This window comes from Kribbella caucasensis (assembly GCF_004361855.1).
Classification (GTDB): Bacteria; Actinomycetota; Actinomycetes; order Propionibacteriales; family Kribbellaceae; genus Kribbella; species Kribbella caucasensis.
In genome coordinates this window covers 777,191-793,034 of the sequence record NZ_SNWQ01000001.1, presented here as the reverse complement: position 1 = coordinate 793,034, position 15,844 = coordinate 777,191, and the positions used below count along the sequence as shown (strand labels likewise).

The following is a 15,844-nucleotide window of genomic DNA, read 5'->3' as shown; positions in this document are numbered from 1 at the left end:
CTCAGGAATCCGCTACGACGGCGAGGATCTCTTCGTCGCCGATCACGCCGAGCAGTTGTCCGGCGGACACCACCTTCACCGGACGGTCGGACTCGAGCACCAGCCTGGTCGCCTCGCGGACCAAGACGTCGGGGCCGAGCTCGGGACCGTCGAGCGGCTCCCCGTCACGGGGCCGACGGGCGATCCAGCGCAAGGTCAGGACGTCGGCCCGCGGTACGTCGCGGACGAACTCGCGGACGTAGTCGTCGGCCGGGGCGCCGACCAGTTCGTCACCGGTGCCGAACTGGACCGCGGCGCCGTCGCGCATCAGCAGGATCCGGTCGCCGAGCTTGAGCGCCTCGGACAGATCGTGGGTGATGAACACCATCGTCTTGCCGACCTCGCGGTGCAGCCGGACCACCTCGGTCTGCATCTCGCGGCGGATCAACGGGTCGAGCGCGGAGAACGGCTCGTCGAACAGCAGCACGTCCGGGTCGTTGGCGAGGGCGCGGGCGAGACCGACGCGCTGCTGCATACCGCCGGAGAGCTGCTCGGGGTAGAGGTTCTCGTTGCCGCGGAGCCCGACGAGGTCGATCACCTCTTGGGCCCGGCGCTTGCGGTCGGCCTTACCCTCACCGCGGACCTCCAGCCCGTACGACACGTTGTCGATCACCTTGCGGTGCGGGAGCAGGCCGAAGTGCTGGAACACCATCGAGAACTTGCTCCGCCGCAGGGTGCGGAGGCGTCTCTCGTCGGCCGCGCGGAGGTCCTCGCCCTCGAAGATCAACCGGCCTGCGGTCGGCTCGACCAGTCGGGTGAGACAACGGACCAGGGTCGACTTGCCGGACCCGGACAGGCCCATCACGACGAACACCTCGCCCGGGGCCACGTCGAAACTGAGGTCCCGGACCGCCGCCGTACAGCCGGTGCGGCGATACAGGTCTTCGCGGCTCAACGCCGCCAGCTCCGGGTGATGCGGAACGCGCGCGGGCTTGGGTCCGAAAACCTTCCACAGCCCCTGGATCGACAGCAGCGCGTCGGACTCCTGTGGATCGGGGTACTCGAGTTGAGCGGTCACAGTCCTTCACCCTCGCATCCCCGGCCGAGCGGCTCCATCGTGAACCGCGACTGTACCTAAACCGTGGTCACCAGGAGCCTCCCCGGGTGTCTGACGGCACAACCTTCACCCGATCCTGACCAGCGACGACCGGTGCGAGCCGCGGTTGGTGCGAGCCGCGGCCGGCTGGGTCAGGGCTGGTACGGCGGGGCCTCGCCCCAGCCCCAGCGTGGGACCGGGGCCTTCGGCGGTGGGGTCGCTCCGGGTTGCGAGTTCGCCAACGCGATCCGCGTCCCCCACTCCACATACGCCACGAACGCCGAGCGGAACTCCGGATCGCTCGGCAGCCCCGCCGGATCCGCGCTGGCCGCGATCAACGCCGCCCACCGGGACCGCTGTTCTTCGGTCAGCCCCAGGTTGAGGTGATGGGAGAGCATGGCCGGGTAGCCGCCGAGCTCTTCGGTGTAGCCCTTGGGACCGCCGAACACCTCGCTGAGCCAGATCGCGACGTGTTCGCGGTGTTTGTCACTCATGTGCGCGAAGACCGGCGCCAGCAGCGGATCCTCCAGCACCTTGTTGTAGAACACCTCGGTCAGCCGCCGGAACGCATCCAGCCCGCCCGCCCATTCGTACACCGTCGGTGTCGTCATCGATCCCCTCCTCGTGGTTTCAAGGTAATCATGTAATCAAGCCCGGAGGGTCATGCAGGCAGTCGCGATCGCGAGCTGGACCGGATGGACTCGGTCCTGGTCGGGTCGTCAGCCAGGACGCGAACCGCACCGTCGCCGTTCCAGGTCCGTAGGCCGAGCGCCTCGCCCTCGGTTTCGTCGTTGAGTTGCTGGAGTTTGAGCATCGCGGCGGTCCCGTCGGCGCGGCGTACCGGCAGGACGAGCGAGGCGGCGCCGTTCAGGGGCGTGCCGACGACCTCGAGACTCCAGCGGTTCAGATACGTCGTGGTCAGGTCGGGCAACGACTCCAGCCACTGCCGCGCATCCTCATCGTCGCCGTGCAGCTCCCAAAGAGTTAGCGGAATCACCAGTTCACTCATTGCCCAGCACAGTAGGGCGTAAGGGCACTGATGTGCTTGGGTTTTCCCGTGAACACCCCCGAGGTAACGCGCCGGCATCGGCAGGTCCAGTTGGTTGTGACGATCGTCTATCTGGGCATCCCGCTGGTCTTCCTCGGCGCGGTGTTATGGATCAGCTCGGGCGTGACGCCGTTCAACTGGCAGGCGGGGTTGCTACCGCTGGCGATGCTGGTGCTGGGGTGGTTCCTGCGGTCGCGGCATCGGTACAAGCCGCAGCGCTGGGCCGGTGTGGGTGCGTTCTTCGGCGCGGTCACCGGGTTGTTCGTGGCGTTCTACCCGATCGTGCTGGACGTCTACTGGCCCGCGTACCTGTTCCTGCCGGTGATGTGGCTCGGGATGGTGCTCGGAGTCGGCCTGGCCCGGTACGCCGAACGCGTGCTCCTGGTGCCGGTGGTGCCCGAGCTCGCCGACACGCAGTACGAGCTGTTCTTCCGGCTGCGTGGGCTCCGGTTGACCACGCTCACGGTGGGGACCGAGTCGGTGACGATCCAGGGCCGGGCGATGCTGCGGAACCGGAGTGGCCTGAATCCGAACGATCTGGGCCGGACTTATCCGCTGACCGCGATCACCGGGGTGCACGAGGTGTCATTGACCGGGTTGGAGCGGCTGAAGTACCCGATCACGTTGCCCATCCCGCCGGTCGGTACGGCGGGGCCGGCGGTCATCGTGCAGGCATCGGGGGAGGACTGGGTGCTGCCGACGGACCAGGCCGCGACCCTCGTACAACTGCTCAATCGGCGGATCGCAGCTGCCCGGCCCGAGTAGGGGCGGTCCAGTGCATCGCCAGCGCGAACCCGAGATCGTCGTACCGGGCGCCGGGGAAGATGCTGTCGTAGGTCTCGCGGAACTGGGCGCGGGAGAGGTAGACGTCGCTCAGCAGGTGCTCGAGCCACGGCTTGCTGTGCCAGAACCGTAGTTCGAACCAGGCGTCCCGCAGCCCGAGCCTGCGGATCTCCTTCGGGAATCCCAACCGGGCGCCCCACGTGTACGCGCGACGCGGCGGGGTCGGGTAGAGGTCGCACACGTTGTCGACAACGGCGACGGTGCCACCCGGGCGGACCAGGTCCTTCAGCTGCCGCAATCCGGCGCGGTAGTCGGGCAGGTGGTGCATCATCGTGTGGCTGTAGACCAGGTCGAACCCGTCTTCGGCCAGGTCGAACACATCCGCCACGCGGTACTCCACGTTGGGCCGGGACCGTTTGTCCTGGGCGATCCCGATCATCGGCTCGCTCAGATCCACGCCGAGCACGGAGTCGAAGTGGTCGGCCAGGAACTCGACCGCGTGCCCGGATCCGCAACCGACATCAATGGCCCGCTCACCGCGAAGACCGAGCCCTTCCAGCCAAGCGGTGTTCTGCCCGGGCTGGAGGCTGACGAACCGGTCGTACTCGGTGGCGAAGCGGTCGAACAACGTCGGATCAACACTCATGCCGGGTACGACGCCCGCGGTCCGCGGGTTTGTTCGACCCGTGGATCAGGGAGTCGCCCAGAGCTTGCCGGTCTGGTCGACCCGGCTGCTCTCGGCCGCCTGGGCCGGATCCGGAGTGGTGAAGATGTCGCGCAGCCGGGTGTCGGTGATCGCCTCGGGGCCGACGGCGGCGACCCGGGCCAGCCCCGACCTGCCGTCGTCGCGCAACTGCCGGTGGGCCTGGCGACCCCGGAGCGTCCGGCCCGCGAACCGCCAGCGGCGCAACAGACCCCGCTCGACCAGGGAGGCCCTCAGATCACGCATCGCCTGGTCGACGACCACGCGGTCGACCAACTCGGCAAGCTGGAGACCGCCCTCGGGAACGGAGTCGACTACCACCTGCTCGAGCTGGTTGTTCGGGAGGCCACTCACATACCGCACGCGGTGCCGGGCCGAGCTGACCGCGATCGTCTTGTCCTGGATCAGGGTGAGCAGCGTGACCAGGACAGCTCGCCGCGGTCCGCCACACAGGTAGGCGGCCTGCACGAGGTCGAGAGGATTCTCCGTGAGCATCCCTGTCACCCTTTCTGAACCACATCCGTCGTCGCACGTTTCGACGATCGACCCGGTCCTCCGGTTGCGCCTACGCCCTGCCAAACAGGCCCTGGTAACCAGGATCACGCAGTCGCGGCTTCTTCGCGTTCCTTGCGGACTGTGTCGGCCTTCTCGGCCTGCCAGCCGTCTTCGTTCTTGCCCAGACGCCAGTACCCAGACAGCGACACCTGCACACGGGACAGGCCGCGATCCTTGAAGAGGTTGCGGCGGATCCGGAAGACGAATCCGGCCTCGCCGTGCACGAACGCCTGTACCTCACCGGCCGGGAACTCCAGCGACTCCACCGCCTCGACCAGCTGATCGCCGCGCTCACCGGTCACCCCGGCCCGGTGGAACCAGGTCAGCTCGATCTCCTCCGAGCCGCCGAACTTCTGCTCCTCGGACTCGTCCTCCACCTCGACGTACACCTTCGCCCGGGCTCCCGCCGGCAACTGCTCGATCGCGGCGCCGATGGCCGGTAGTGCGCTCTCGTCGCCCACGAGCAGATGCCAGTCGGCCGCCGGATCCGGCGCGTATCCCCCGCCCGGTCCGTTGAACCAGAGCTTGTCGCCCGGCTGCGCGTTCGCCGCCCACGGCCCGGCGACACCCTCGTCGCCGTGGTGCACGAAGTCGATCGTCAGCTCGGCCGCGGCCTCGTCCCAGGTGCGCACGGTGTACGTCCGCATCGTCGGCCACTGGTCGGCCGGGAACGTCTCCCGCACGATCCCCATGTCCAGCGGCTCCGGGTACTCCACGCCGGCCTTCGGGAACAGCAGCTTCACGTAGTGATCGGTCGTCCCGTTGTCGGTGAACTCGTCACAGCTCAACACGACCCGGATCATGTGCGGCGTGATTCGCTCGGTCCGCCGAACCACCGCCAGCTTCGCTCGCCGGTTACGGGGCGCTGGAGTGCTCACACGACCACGGTCCTCTCCACAGGTATTAGTAAGGCATACCTAACTAACCCTAGCCCACTGCCGAAATCCAAACCCGCCGGTCAGCACCGTGGGCGACGCCGGGACTTGACCGGTTGTTCACCTGTTGGTTGCTGCCGGCCCACTCCGGAGATGACTGACTCACGCACTGTGACCGGCATGGGGGTCTTCGGCGCGGCCCGATGGCCGACATTCTTCGTGAATCGGACCGATCGGCTGGGACGGCCGCTCTCGGTCGCTTCGCCCGATCCGAAGGACTCCCGCAAACCGGACTACACCCGCAGGTCGGTTCTGTTCACCGGCGCCCCGGGGTCCGGCAAGACCGTGGAGCTCGACCGTGCCGAGAAGTTGGCCAAGCGACAGGGATGGCCCAGTATCCGGGCGGAAGCCTCTGCCACCGAGCCACTGGAGGTCCGTTTCATCCGCGGCGTGTCCGAGCGCCTGGGTCATATCCGCCGGACGCTCGGGATCCGTGCCTGGTGGAAGGCGAGGAAGACGGTCAGGGCACTGAGGGCGCGGGGCAAGAACCCTGCTCAGAACGGCGCCGAGCTGCGACTCGGGATCATGCCGGTCCAGGTGATCGGCAAGCGGCAGTGGGACGCGAAAGCCAGGGAAGAGCTCAAGGCCACGGTGCTCCAGCTCGCTGACGATCTGTCCGACGCATCGTCGAAGCGGAAGCTGCCGCTGATGCTGATCGTCGACAAGCTGGACACCGCGGACGAGCTGGACCTGGTGTTGATGGCCGAGTTGTCCGGCCGCCTCCAGGAGAAGGACCAGGCGGTGTACCTGATCACGGCGGGCGGCGAGATGACGTCGACGCGACTGGTGGCAGCGGCCGGTGCGCGGTCGGGGGCAGGGGTCAGCGCGGCGCGCCAGTTCGACATCCGGGCGTGCGATCCCATGACAGTCGCGGAGTCACACGAACTGGTGACCAAACCGCTGGAGCACAACCGGATCGCGTATCAGGCCGACGCTGTGGACCACCTGGTGAAGGCAGCCAATGGGAATCCCCGCCTGTTGCGGGACATGGCCGATCGCGCGGTCCAGGTCGCCGGGCCGAACGGGATCACCGCGGACGTGGCGAGGACGGCCGTCAAGGAGATCGACACCGAGGCCCAGATCGTCCACCAGGCCGCATGGAACGTCTGCTCCCCTACCGAGAAGGAACTGCTCGCCAAGGTTGCCGTCCAGGGGGCGAGCGGACTGTCGATGCCGGGAGTGGGCGGCCCCGGCCGCTGGCAGGAGCTGGACGAGGCACGGCACGCTCTGGTCGTCAAAGGTCTGCTTCAGGAGGGCCCGGGCGGAGAGATCGTGACCGTCCCCGACCCCAGTCTCCGCGACTGGGTGGTGACCCGCGTCGGCCGCGACATCGCGCAGAAGGGCCTCGCCCCGGCCTCCCAGGCGCCGGCGATCGTCCAGCCGTCAGCCGCACCCGGTACGCCGGCCGACGGCCGGCAAACCACCACCCGGACCGCAGGCAAGACCACATACTCGATGGACACCCGTTAGCAGCAACTGTCGTCGCAGGCGGTACCGGGAGCGCAGCACCCCTTGCCCTGCCAGGCCTGGATGCCTTCGCGGACGGCGACCGCGGCGATGACGAGCGCGGCCAGCGGATCGACCCAGAACCAGCCGACCGTCGCGTTCAGGATCAACCCGGCCAGCAGCACCGCGGACAGATAGGTGCACAGCAGCGTTTGGGTGCCGTCGGCAACGACCGCGTTGGAGTGCAGCGCCCGGCCGGTACGACGCTGCGCGGTGGAGAGCAACGGCATCACGATCAGCGATGCGATCGCCAGCCCGATGCCGACGCTCGACGTATCCGGTGAGGTCTGACCGATCAGCGCGCGCTGTACCGATGAGTGATCAGGGCCAGATCGAGTTGACCCAGTCGGGGTGGTCGATGAACGGATTGCGGTTGTGCTGCCAGTTGTCGTAGATGACCTGGTTGCGCCGCTTCTCGAACGTGTCCGGCGGGTCCGCCGCACTCCATGCCTTCAGTACCGTCAGCTTGCCGTGGTACGGCGCGGATCCGTTGTTGACCGAGTTGTTCGGCTCCAGGTTCGGCCAGCCGTCGCCGCCCTCGTACCGGACCGCCATGTAGAGGATCATCCGCGCGACATCACCGCGAACGGCAGCTCGCGGCGAGAAGGAGTCGCCGTCCGCCGCGCAACCCGGGCACTCCGACACCGTCGTACCGCCGTTGTCGAAGTCGAGGTTGCCGCGGGCCGCGTTGACCGACACGTCCTCGGGGCGGAGGTGGTGGACGTCGGTCCCGGGGCCGGTCGCCGTACCGAAGTCGCCGTGCGACTTGGCCCAGACGTGCTCGCGGTTCCAGTCGTTCGGGTCGCCGCCGTTGGTGCTCTTGCTCTGCGAGCGGCCGGAGTACAGCAGGATCACGTTGTTCGTGTTGGCCGGGTCCTGGTCGGTGTCCTTCAGCGCGTTCCAGACCTGGTCGTAGCTCAGCTTGGTCTGGTTCGAGATGATCGTGTGCAGCGCCGACTTCAACGCCGCCCCGGTCTTGCCCTCCGCGTTCGCGTAGTAGTCACCGGGATCCGAGCCACCGCCTCCACCACCACCGCTGCCGCCGGTGAACGCCGTCCCGTCCTTCAGTCCCGGATGCGAGAAGTACGCCGTCAACGTCCCGGTCACGGCTATCTTCTGCCCGAGCAGCCCCGGGTTCGTCTGCAGCCCGTACTGCGCCCGGAAGGCGCTCGGGATCTGGACGTACACCATGCTGGCGGTGTTCGTCTGGCTCGCCGAGTCGGCGAGTGCGAGCGCGTAGTCGTTCGGGAAGTTGCTCCGGACCACCGTGGTCGTCGCGGTCGGCTGCCCGACCACATATCCCTCGACGGTGGCGACCGATCCGTCCTGCCGCTGCAACGCGGTGGCGACGGTGATCGACGCGGTGGTCGCGGCCGGCGCCGGCGTGATGCCAATGCCGAGCAGCGCCAGCACGACACCGACCATCACTGCTGTACGAGCGATCGGGCGACGGATGATAGGGGCGGGGCGGGTGGTGCGCGAGATTGGCACGGCGGGTCTCCCACGGGGCGGTGGAATCACGGGCAGTAGGTGTCGAATCACGGCAAGTGTGGAATGCTTCGCCGGTCAGTCTGCCCCTTCAGGGACTGTGGTGAACGTCCGATGCAGGAATAGTTGTCCACCATCGGACGACGTCGAGGTGTCAGGTTCCTGCCTCTGTGGCCGCACCGCACCCCTGGTTCGGCAGACTGCAGCTTCAGCACCTTGCCCGAACATTTCTGGGGAGTGGGAGCGAATGCGTTTCACCAGGAGATCGCTGTCGCTGGCGGTCGCCTTTGTCTCGGTCGGCATCGGCGGGCTTGTGCTCGCCGGGCAGCCGTCGGTGGCCCAGCCACTCGACTCGACCGCGGCTACGGCGCCCGACCCGGCGGATGCGGCCGCACTGGCAGCCGCCCGAGCACAGAAGGAGGAAGCCGCCGCCACGGCACCCGACGGTCCGCAGACGGCACAAGAGAAACAGTTCAGCCAGGTCGACGACTACGCGAAGAAGGTCGGCGGTCTGGGCGTCTACTACGACAAGACGACCGGCAAGTATGTGGTCCGGATGCCGCGCAACGCCAAGGCAAGCGCCAACTCCGCCCGCGTCGCCGGCGCCGACACCAAGGTCCAGCAGAGCCGAGCGACGAAGGCCGAGCTGACCGCGATCCGCACCGCGCTGGAAGGCCGCCAGTGGAAGGCCGACGCGAAGAAGTACGCGTACGGCTTCCACTACGACGCCCAGCGCGACGCGATGTCGGTGACGACCAACGCACCGGCCGAGACGATGAAGCCGTTGCTCGCCAAGTACCCGGTCCTGCTACAGGCCAAGTACGGCGACGTCGGCCGGGACAGCCGGCAGAGTGACCCGGCTCCGCACCGTGGTGGTGCATCGATCACCAACGGCAGCGGCGTCTGCACCAGTGGATTCACCATCGTCTCCAGCGCCCGCTACATGATCACCGCCGGGCACTGCTTCGCTCTTCGCCAGCGGGTCTTCTCGACCGGTGGCGAGCAGCTCTGGGGCACGGTCCGCAACCGGGCGAGCTTCCCGTACTACGATTTCGAGGCCGTCGGCGGTGGCAGCTACGGCTCGGTGATCTATGTCGGCGGCTCGACCGGCCGGACGATTCTGGTCAGTGGCGCGTCCGACCCCGCGGTCGGCGCGGCGTACTGCCGCAGCGGCCAGACGACGTACGAGAAGTGCTCGCAGGTGGTCACCAGCTTGCATGCCCAGTTCTGCGACGAAGCGGGCTGCACGGTGGAACTGATCTCCTACGAGGGTCCGGCGGGCGAGGGTGGTGACTCCGGAGCACCGCTGTACCAGTACGTCCGCGGGACGGTACAGATCCGGGGTATGCACATCGCCCACGCGGACGAAGTGATGTACGCCGAGAGATGGACCACCATCCGGTCCGTCTTCAGAGCGAGCATCGCGATCAAGTAGGTCAGGAAATCACTTCAGCTCGACCGCCCAAGGGCCACCCTGGATCTCCACGATCTGGCCCCCGTCGGTCGGGCTGAAGTTCTTGGTGGCATAGAGCTGGTAGCTCCCCGCCGCCAGCCGCTGTCCGGTCTGCGTCGATGCCGCATCGCATCGGCGCAGGCTGACAGTGGCCTCGTACTTCTCCGACCCGCCAGGCTGAAGCTTCGCCGGATAGCCCTTCGCGCGCACCGCGGCAGGCGTCGCGACGACCACACCGCTCTGCACCACGGTGATCTCCGCGCCTGCGCCGGTGATCGCGTCGACTGCCGCACTGCCGGTGTTGGTGACCTGCATGTCGATCGTCGCGAAGTCAGCGTTCGCGCCCGGCTGGACCGGGCCGACCACATCGAGCTTCATGGGTGAATCCGCACGAGGCGCGCCACTGACAGCGGCACCACAGCTCGCCCCTCTCCCGATACCGGCGATTCCGGTCGCGGAGAGCCCCGTCCCGGAGGCCACATCGGGCTCCTGGTTGCCGAGGTTCGGGACGATGGCGACGGCTGCGGCGGCGATCACGGCGGCTGTGCCGACGCTGGCGGCGCTGACGATCACCCGCTGCCGGCGACGGCGGGTACGGATCTTGCCGACCAGGTGGCGCTCGTCCAGGTCCACGGTGTCGCGCCCTTCGTCGGCGACAGCGCCGAGCAGATCCTTCAGATCCTTCGAACTCATTGCACACTCTCCTCTGTCACGCCGAGCTGCGCGGCCAACCTGGTTCTCGCATCGGCTAGGTGCCGTTTCACCGTGCCCTCGGCACACCCGAGCTGGTCCGCGATCTCGAGGACGGAGAGGTCCTCGTAGTACCGCAGCACCACGCAGGCGCGCTGTTTGGGTGACAGGTCGGACAGTGCTTGGCGGACCGCGTTCGCCGTGACCAGGTGGTCGTCGTCGTGCGCGGCCTGGTCGACCAGTAGATGGCGGGTCTCATGCCACTTCTTCGCCCGCCGCCGATCGTCGACGTACAGGTTGAGAATCGCCCGCCGCACGTATCCCTCGAGCTGCTCGATATCGGTACCCACCCGCAACCGGCCGAAGACCCGCAGCAGCGCCTCCTGCACCAGGTCGCCGGCGGTTCCCGGGTTCCCGGTGAGCAGGTAAGCGTGTGCGCGCAACGCCGGGCCGCGGACCGCGACCAGCTCGGCGAACGTGCTTTCCCAATCAGCCACCAGCACCGTCCCTCGATGTTTCCTGTCGCCAAGCTAGACGAAGAGGTGCGCTGGTGCGTTGGGGGGCAGGAACAGGAAATTTCTGAGTCGCTCGGCAAGGCCGAGACGGGGGACGCGAGGCGGGCGGGTTTGGCTTTTGAGTCGGTGGGGCGGGGAGCGCGATGGTCGGATGACCGCGCTCGGCCCGCCCCACCTAGGTGCATGGGCCCCCATCGAATCCCGGCCGCTACCGGGATCCGCTCGCCCATCCACCAGCGAGGCGCCACTGGCGGGCAGCACCTCACCGACTGGTGGGGAGTGGACCTGAGGTCCTCTCCTGGTGGCGTGGTGCGGACGCCGTTACGGACCGTACTCAGTTCGGAACGGAATGTCCATGGCTTACGGGGGCCGTCTCACGGTACTGACCATTAGCTGAACCAGCAGCCATCAGCCCTTCACGGCGCCGGCCGCGACGCCTGTCGTCACCCTGCCTTGGAGGACCAGGAAAATCAGCAGGACGGGCAGCATGAAGAGGGTGGCCGCCGCCATCGTGGCACCCCAGTCGGTGCCGAAAGTGTTGCTGAACGACGACAGCCAGACCGGCAGCGTGCGCTGGTCCTGCTCCTTGATGATCAGCAGGTTGGCGAAGGCGAACTCGTTCCACGCGGTGATGAACCCGAACAGCGACGTCGACAGCAACCCGGGCGCGAGCAGCGGGAAGACGATCCGCCGGAACGCCTGGAACTGGTTGCACCCGTCGACCTGCCCGGCTTCCTCGAGCTCGGCCGGGATCGCGTTCAGGAATCCGCGCAACGTCACGATGGTGAACGGCAACGTCATCATGAAGTAGATCAACGTCAGCGTCGGCAACTTGTCCAGCATGTCCGTATCGCGCGCGATCACGTACATCGGGATCAGCAACGCCTCCCACGGCGTCATCTGGGCGACGAACACCATCAGGATGAACGCCTGCCGTCCCTTCCACTTCATCCGCGCGACCGCGAACGCGGCCAGACACGCCACCACCAACGCAAGCAGTACGCCGGTGACAGCCACGAAGGCCGAGTTCCGCCAGAACAACCAGAACCCGTCGGCGTGCACCGCCGTACTGAAATGGCTGAAGGTGACATGAACCGGCAGGAACGACGGCGTCTCCGCCTGGATGTCCTTGGTCGGTTTGAACGCGGTCAGCACCATCCAGTAGACGGGGAAGACCGAGAAGGCGAAGACGCCGAGACCGAGCAGGTTGAGCAGCACCCGGCGGTGCAGGCGGGTCCTCACAGTTCACCTTCTTCCTTGAACATCTGCCGGAAGTACGCGAGCAGCACCAGCGTCAGCAGCACAACAGTGACCACCGAGATCGCCGCGCCCAGGTCGTACCGGTTCAGCGACTGGGCGATCTGGTACGCGTACACCGGCAACGTCAGCGTCGCGTCACCCGGACCGCCCTGGCTGATCACCCAGATCTGGACGAAGCTCTTGAACACCCAGATCACCTCCAGACAGAGGATCAGCCCGAACATCGGCCGCAGGATCGGGAACGTGATCAGCCGGAAGATCTTCACCGGCCCGGCCCCGTCGATCTGGGCCGACTCGTAGAGCTCCCGGGGTACGGTCGTCATCGCGGCGTACAGGGTCAGGGCGGCGAACGGGACCGACTGCCAGACGATCAGGACGACGATGATCGCGAACGTCGACCGGCCGTCCGCGAACCACGCGTGCCCGTCGAACTGCTCGAACCCGAGCTGTACGAGCGCCCAGTTCACGACTCCGAGCTGGGACTGGAACAACCACTGGAACACGGTCGTTGCCGCCAGCACCGGAATCGCCCAGGCCAGCACCAGCCCGCCCATCACGGTCAGCCGCATCCACCTGTCGAGCGCGTTGATCAGCAGCGCGACCAGCGTGGACAGGACCATGATCAGGCCGACGTTGATCGCGGTGAACACGAACGTCCGGCCGACCACCGACCAGAACTTGTCGTCGGTGAAGATCTCCCGGTAGTTGTCGATGCCGACGAACTCGGCGCCGCCCCGGATCAGTTGCCCGATGCCGAACTTCTGGAACGAGATCAGCAGGTTCCGCACCATCGGGTAGACCAGCAGGTACGCCGTACCGAGCAGCGTCGGCGCGACCAGCAGATAGGGCAGTAGGCGGACCCACAGGGGACGCCCCCGCCTGTCCCCGACCGGTTTGGTCGGGGCAGTGGGGGCGTCCGCGGTGGTCCTCTCAGCCTGAACCACGGCCACGGTGTTACTTCCCGGAGTTCAGGGCATCGGTGATGATCGCGTCGGCCGCCTTCGCCGCCGCGGCCGGGTCACCGCCGGTCAGCACCTTGGTCAGGTACTCCTTGATCGGGTTCTTCGCCTCGACCGCGGCCCAGTTCGGCGAGTTCGGCGTCGCCTGGCCGTTCGCGGCGCCGGCCGCCATCGCCTGGGTACCCTCGTCCGCGCCGACCTGGGAGGCCAGGCTGGTCCGGTTCGGCACGTACTTCATCGACTTGGCCAGGTCGACCTGCCACTGCTCACCGGCCAGCTCCTTGATGAACGTGTAGGCCGCGTCGTGGGCGTCCGAAGCCTCCGGGATGATCAGGTCGGACCCACCGGTGAAGACGGCACCCGGCTTGTCGGCCGCCTTTCCGGGGATCGGGAAGAAGCCCAGCTTGTCCTTGAGCGCCGGGTTCGCCTGCGCGATCAGCTCAGCCGCACCGGGCACCGCGATCATCTGCGCGACCTTGCCTTGCGCGAACACGTCGGTCTGAGTCGGCTTCGCTTCGTCGGAGTCCTTCGGGCCCTTGCCGAGCGCCTGGATCTGCTTGTAGAACTCGATCCCCTTCAGCGCCTCGGGTGTGGACAGCGCACCCTTCCAGCTGTCGCCGTCCTTGACCGCGAGATCGCCGCCCTCGTCCCAGATGAAGCCGGCCAGCACGTAGAAGTTCTGGCCGGGCAGGTAGATGCCCTGGTTGCCGCCGGTGTTCAGCTTGGCGGTGGCGGCCAGCCACTCCTCCCGGGTCTTCGGCGGCGTGGTGATCCCGGCGGCCTGGAACAGGTCCTTGCGGTAGACGACGACCCGGTTCGCGGCGTAGTACGGGATGCCGTACTGCTTGCCCTCGTAGTTGCCCGGCCCGGCCAGGCCCTCGATCCAGTCGTCACCCTTGAGGTCGGCCAACTTGTCGGTCAGGTCCACCACGCCGCCGGAGGCCGAGTACTGCGGGACCTGGGTGTTGCCGACCTCGATCACGTCGGGCGCGTCCTTGCTGGCCAGCGCGCCGATGATCTTCGGGCCGATCCCGTTCCACTCCTGGATCTGCACGTTCAGCTTGACGTCGGTGTGCTTGGCGGCGAAGTCGTCGGTGAACCGCTTGAGGAAGTCGTCGGAGACGCTGCCCTTCATCAGCCACACGTCGATCGTGGTCGGGCCGGGCGCGGCGTCGCTGCCACCGTCCGAGGAGCCACACGCGGCGATCGCGGTGAGCGAGAGGGCCGCGACAGCGGCAGTGGCGAGGGCGTGTCTGCTCATCCCCTGCAGTCGCGAGCAGGTGCTCGGTGCGGTAGCTCGGCGTGCTGGAGCGAAGGCAGCGATGCGGCGCATCGTGGCCTTTGCTCCAGTGCGGCGAGATGCCGTGCCGAGTGCCGCGCAGCACGCAGGGGATGAGCAGACATGCCCTTGAGAACGGAACTTCATGGATCACCTCTGGCGGAGAGCCGGGTCTGGCGGCCGGCTGACTGGTATGAACCTGTTCGTTCGGTGGCGTAGAGAATTGCCCAGGCGCGACTGACGCGTCAATAGTTCGGGAGTGTCCGTTACTAAGTCGTGCGAGCGCAGTCAGTCGGAGAGGCTCCGCATTGGGTGTCTGGTGCAGCATTATCAGCAGTCTGCGTTGCAGATAGCGCAACCTACCAATTTACGAACTGGTCTACTGCAAAACGAACCAGTTGGCCCTTCAGCGCTTCTTCAGCCAGGCCGACCACTGATCGAGTGCTTCCTCGGGCCCTCGCCGGCCGACCCCGAGGCGGAACCGATCGGCCGGGGTCGCGGTCAACTCCGACCCGTAGATGCTCGCCGGTAGCAACAGAACGCCGGCCTGCTCGACCAGCTCCGCGCACATCGTCTCGACGCCGTCCGCGCCGAGGTATCGCGGGAAGCACACGCATCCACCTTGCGGCGGCTTCCACGCGAACAGGTCCGGGAACTGCGCGAAGAAGGCGTCGAAGAGTGGCAGATTCGTGGCGACGATCCCGCGGTTGCGCTCGAGGATCCGGTCCCGCGCCTGCAACCCGATCAGCGCGAGGATCTCGCTCGGGGCGGAGTTGCAGATCGTCGTGTAGTGCTTGGCCCGCTCCAGCCTCTCCAGCACCGAGCGATCGCGGCAGGCGATCCACCCGATCCGCAGCCCCGGCAACCCGTACGCCTTGGACATCACGTTGAGGGACAACGCCGTCGGCGACAGGTCGACGGCCTGCGGTAGGGACGGTCCAGTTTCGAGCCCGCGATAGACCTCGTCGCTGAACAGGATGATCCCGCGATCCTCACAGAGCCGGACGAGTCGCAACCATTCAGCCGACTCCGGTACTGCGCCGGTCGGGTTGTTCGGGAAGTTGACCGACACGAGCCGCGTCGTCGGCCGTAGTACTCGCTCGATGGCATCGACGTCCAGCGCCCAGTCGTCCTCCGGCCGCAACGCGACCCCAGTGACCTCGCAGATCGACAACGGAATCGTCTCGGCGGCCTGGTAGTTGGGCGTCAACACAACCGCGTGATCACCAGGATCCAGCAGCACATGCATCGCAAGGTAGATCGCCTCCTCAGCCCCCGCGAAACACAGCACGTCCTCCGGTACGACGCCCTCGTACGTGCCCGCGATCTCCTCGCGCAGCGCGGGCAACCCCCGCGTCTCGGTGTACCCAAGCGCCAACGACTCCCACCGCCGCCGCCCATCCTCATCCGCCATCTCCAACAACTCGGACACCGCCAGCGTCTCCGCATCCGAAGCAGTCAAGTGATAGCGGGCTTTGAACTCCCACCGCGAGAAGTAAGTCTCCAGCTTGAACTCAGGCAAAACCGGCATCTACCGACTCCTTCCGTATCGACGGCTGTCAGACCGGAACAGGATTGCGGCTGTCTGCAGCAGG

Annotated in this window: 17 protein-coding genes; 3 read left to right on the top strand and 14 right to left on the bottom strand. The window is 67.1% G+C overall.

Annotation, left to right across the window (positions count from 1 at the left end; genetic code table 11):
• Window position 1 precedes the first annotated feature (1 nt).
• The 3 genes from EV643_RS03830 to EV643_RS03820 all read right to left on the bottom strand — a co-directional run bounded on the left by EV643_RS03830 (window position 2) and on the right by EV643_RS03820 (window position 2,084).
• Entirely contained in the window at window positions 2-1,057 is a 1,056-nt protein-coding gene (locus tag EV643_RS03830; RefSeq protein ID WP_133798499.1) for a quaternary amine ABC transporter ATP-binding protein, read from the bottom strand.
• Between the two features lie 170 nt (window positions 1,058-1,227).
• Complete coding sequence (locus tag EV643_RS03825; RefSeq protein ID WP_133798498.1) at window positions 1,228-1,686, bottom strand: group II truncated hemoglobin; 459 nt, start codon at window positions 1,684-1,686, stop codon at window positions 1,228-1,230.
• Window positions 1,687-1,736: 50 nt separating this feature from the next.
• Window positions 1,737-2,084, bottom strand: coding sequence for an aminoglycoside phosphotransferase family protein (locus EV643_RS03820; protein WP_133798497.1), 348 nt, complete (start codon window positions 2,082-2,084; stop codon window positions 1,737-1,739).
• A gap of 48 nt (window positions 2,085-2,132) precedes the next feature.
• Here EV643_RS03820 and EV643_RS03815 point away from each other — a divergent pair, with 48 nt between their 5' ends.
• Window positions 2,133-2,888, top strand: coding sequence for a hypothetical protein (locus EV643_RS03815; RefSeq protein ID WP_133798496.1), 756 nt, complete (start codon window positions 2,133-2,135; stop codon window positions 2,886-2,888).
• Here EV643_RS03815 and EV643_RS03810 read toward each other — a convergent pair.
• The 3 genes from EV643_RS03810 to EV643_RS03800 all read right to left on the bottom strand — a co-directional run bounded on the left by EV643_RS03810 (window position 2,854) and on the right by EV643_RS03800 (window position 5,042).
• Window positions 2,854-3,552 (bottom strand): class I SAM-dependent methyltransferase, encoded by a 699-nt coding sequence (locus EV643_RS03810; RefSeq protein WP_133798495.1) that lies wholly within the window; start codon window positions 3,550-3,552, stop codon window positions 2,854-2,856. The genes EV643_RS03815 and EV643_RS03810 overlap by 35 nt on opposite strands.
• Window positions 3,553-3,597: 45 nt before the next feature.
• The gene (locus EV643_RS03805) at window positions 3,598-4,104 is read right to left on the bottom strand and encodes a TIGR04222 domain-containing membrane protein (RefSeq protein ID WP_133798494.1); all 507 of its coding nucleotides are present in this window, start codon (window positions 4,102-4,104) and stop codon (window positions 3,598-3,600) included.
• Window positions 4,105-4,208: 104 nt separating this feature from the next.
• On the bottom strand, window positions 4,209-5,042 hold the full coding sequence (locus EV643_RS03800) for a siderophore-interacting protein (protein WP_133798493.1): 834 nt from the start codon (window positions 5,040-5,042) through the stop codon (window positions 4,209-4,211).
• A gap of 150 nt (window positions 5,043-5,192) precedes the next feature.
• On the opposite strand from EV643_RS03800, the gene EV643_RS03795 reads away from it, so the two are divergent.
• A complete protein-coding gene (locus EV643_RS03795; RefSeq protein WP_238165332.1) occupies window positions 5,193-6,569 on the top strand; it encodes an ATP-binding protein in 1,377 nt (458 codons plus the stop codon).
• Here EV643_RS03795 and EV643_RS03790 read toward each other — a convergent pair.
• A complete protein-coding gene (locus EV643_RS03790) occupies window positions 6,566-6,973 on the bottom strand; it encodes a cation efflux transmembrane domain-containing protein (RefSeq protein WP_370452214.1) in 408 nt (135 codons plus the stop codon). The two genes, EV643_RS03795 and EV643_RS03790, sit on opposite strands and share 4 nt — an antisense overlap.
• Window positions 6,927-8,030: an endonuclease gene (locus tag EV643_RS03785; RefSeq protein WP_133798492.1), complete on the bottom strand. Its 1,104-nt coding sequence runs from the start codon at window positions 8,028-8,030 to the stop codon at window positions 6,927-6,929. Before EV643_RS03785 ends, EV643_RS03790 begins: the two co-directional genes overlap by 47 nt.
• Before the next feature lie 310 nt (window positions 8,031-8,340).
• Here EV643_RS03785 and EV643_RS03780 point away from each other — a divergent pair, with 310 nt between their 5' ends.
• Window positions 8,341-9,528 (top strand): chymotrypsin family serine protease, encoded by a 1,188-nt coding sequence (locus EV643_RS03780; RefSeq protein ID WP_133798491.1) that lies wholly within the window; start codon window positions 8,341-8,343, stop codon window positions 9,526-9,528.
• Between the two features lie 9 nt (window positions 9,529-9,537).
• Here EV643_RS03780 and EV643_RS03775 read toward each other — a convergent pair whose 3' ends face one another.
• The 6 genes from EV643_RS03775 to EV643_RS03745 all read right to left on the bottom strand — a co-directional run bounded on the left by EV643_RS03775 (window position 9,538) and on the right by EV643_RS03745 (window position 15,780).
• Window positions 9,538-10,239 carry a hypothetical protein gene (locus EV643_RS03775; protein ID WP_133798490.1) on the bottom strand — a complete coding sequence of 234 codons (702 nt, stop codon included), beginning with the start codon at window positions 10,237-10,239 and terminating at the stop codon, window positions 9,538-9,540.
• Complete coding sequence (locus tag EV643_RS03770) at window positions 10,236-10,733, bottom strand: SigE family RNA polymerase sigma factor (RefSeq protein ID WP_133798489.1); 498 nt, start codon at window positions 10,731-10,733, stop codon at window positions 10,236-10,238. The genes EV643_RS03775 and EV643_RS03770 overlap by 4 nt, the downstream gene beginning before the upstream one ends.
• Before the next feature lie 426 nt (window positions 10,734-11,159).
• A complete protein-coding gene (locus EV643_RS03765) occupies window positions 11,160-11,993 on the bottom strand; it encodes a carbohydrate ABC transporter permease (RefSeq protein ID WP_133798488.1) in 834 nt (277 codons plus the stop codon).
• Entirely contained in the window at window positions 11,990-12,955 is a 966-nt protein-coding gene (locus EV643_RS03760) for a carbohydrate ABC transporter permease (protein ID WP_238165331.1), read from the bottom strand. Before EV643_RS03760 ends, EV643_RS03765 begins: the two co-directional genes overlap by 4 nt.
• A gap of 10 nt (window positions 12,956-12,965) precedes the next feature.
• Entirely contained in the window at window positions 12,966-14,231 is a 1,266-nt protein-coding gene (locus EV643_RS03755; RefSeq protein WP_133798487.1) for an extracellular solute-binding protein, read from the bottom strand.
• 424 nt (window positions 14,232-14,655) lie between these two features.
• On the bottom strand, window positions 14,656-15,780 hold the full coding sequence (locus EV643_RS03745) for an aminotransferase class I/II-fold pyridoxal phosphate-dependent enzyme (RefSeq protein WP_133798486.1): 1,125 nt from the start codon (window positions 15,778-15,780) through the stop codon (window positions 14,656-14,658).
• Between the last annotated feature and the right edge of the window lie 64 nt (window positions 15,781-15,844).

Coding starts and splice junctions, on each gene's coding strand:
- EV643_RS03820 (WP_133798497.1), bottom strand. CDS start 2,084: ATGAGTGAACTGGTGATTCCGCTAACTCTTTGGGAGCTGCACGGCGAC.
- EV643_RS03745 (WP_133798486.1), bottom strand. CDS start 15,780: ATGCCGGTTTTGCCTGAGTTCAAGCTGGAGACTTACTTCTCGCGGTGG.
- EV643_RS03780 (WP_133798491.1), top strand. CDS start 8,341: ATGCGTTTCACCAGGAGATCGCTGTCGCTGGCGGTCGCCTTTGTCTCG.
- EV643_RS03795 (WP_238165332.1), top strand. CDS start 5,193: ATGACTGACTCACGCACTGTGACCGGCATGGGGGTCTTCGGCGCGGCC.
- EV643_RS03825 (WP_133798498.1), bottom strand. CDS start 1,686: ATGACGACACCGACGGTGTACGAATGGGCGGGCGGGCTGGATGCGTTC.
- EV643_RS03805 (WP_133798494.1), bottom strand. CDS start 4,104: ATGCTCACGGAGAATCCTCTCGACCTCGTGCAGGCCGCCTACCTGTGT.
- EV643_RS03785 (WP_133798492.1), bottom strand. CDS start 8,030: ATGGTCGGTGTCGTGCTGGCGCTGCTCGGCATTGGCATCACGCCGGCG.
- EV643_RS03810 (WP_133798495.1), bottom strand. CDS start 3,552: ATGAGTGTTGATCCGACGTTGTTCGACCGCTTCGCCACCGAGTACGAC.
- EV643_RS03775 (WP_133798490.1), bottom strand. CDS start 10,239: ATGAGTTCGAAGGATCTGAAGGATCTGCTCGGCGCTGTCGCCGACGAA.
- EV643_RS03755 (WP_133798487.1), bottom strand. CDS start 14,231: ATGAGCAGACACGCCCTCGCCACTGCCGCTGTCGCGGCCCTCTCGCTC.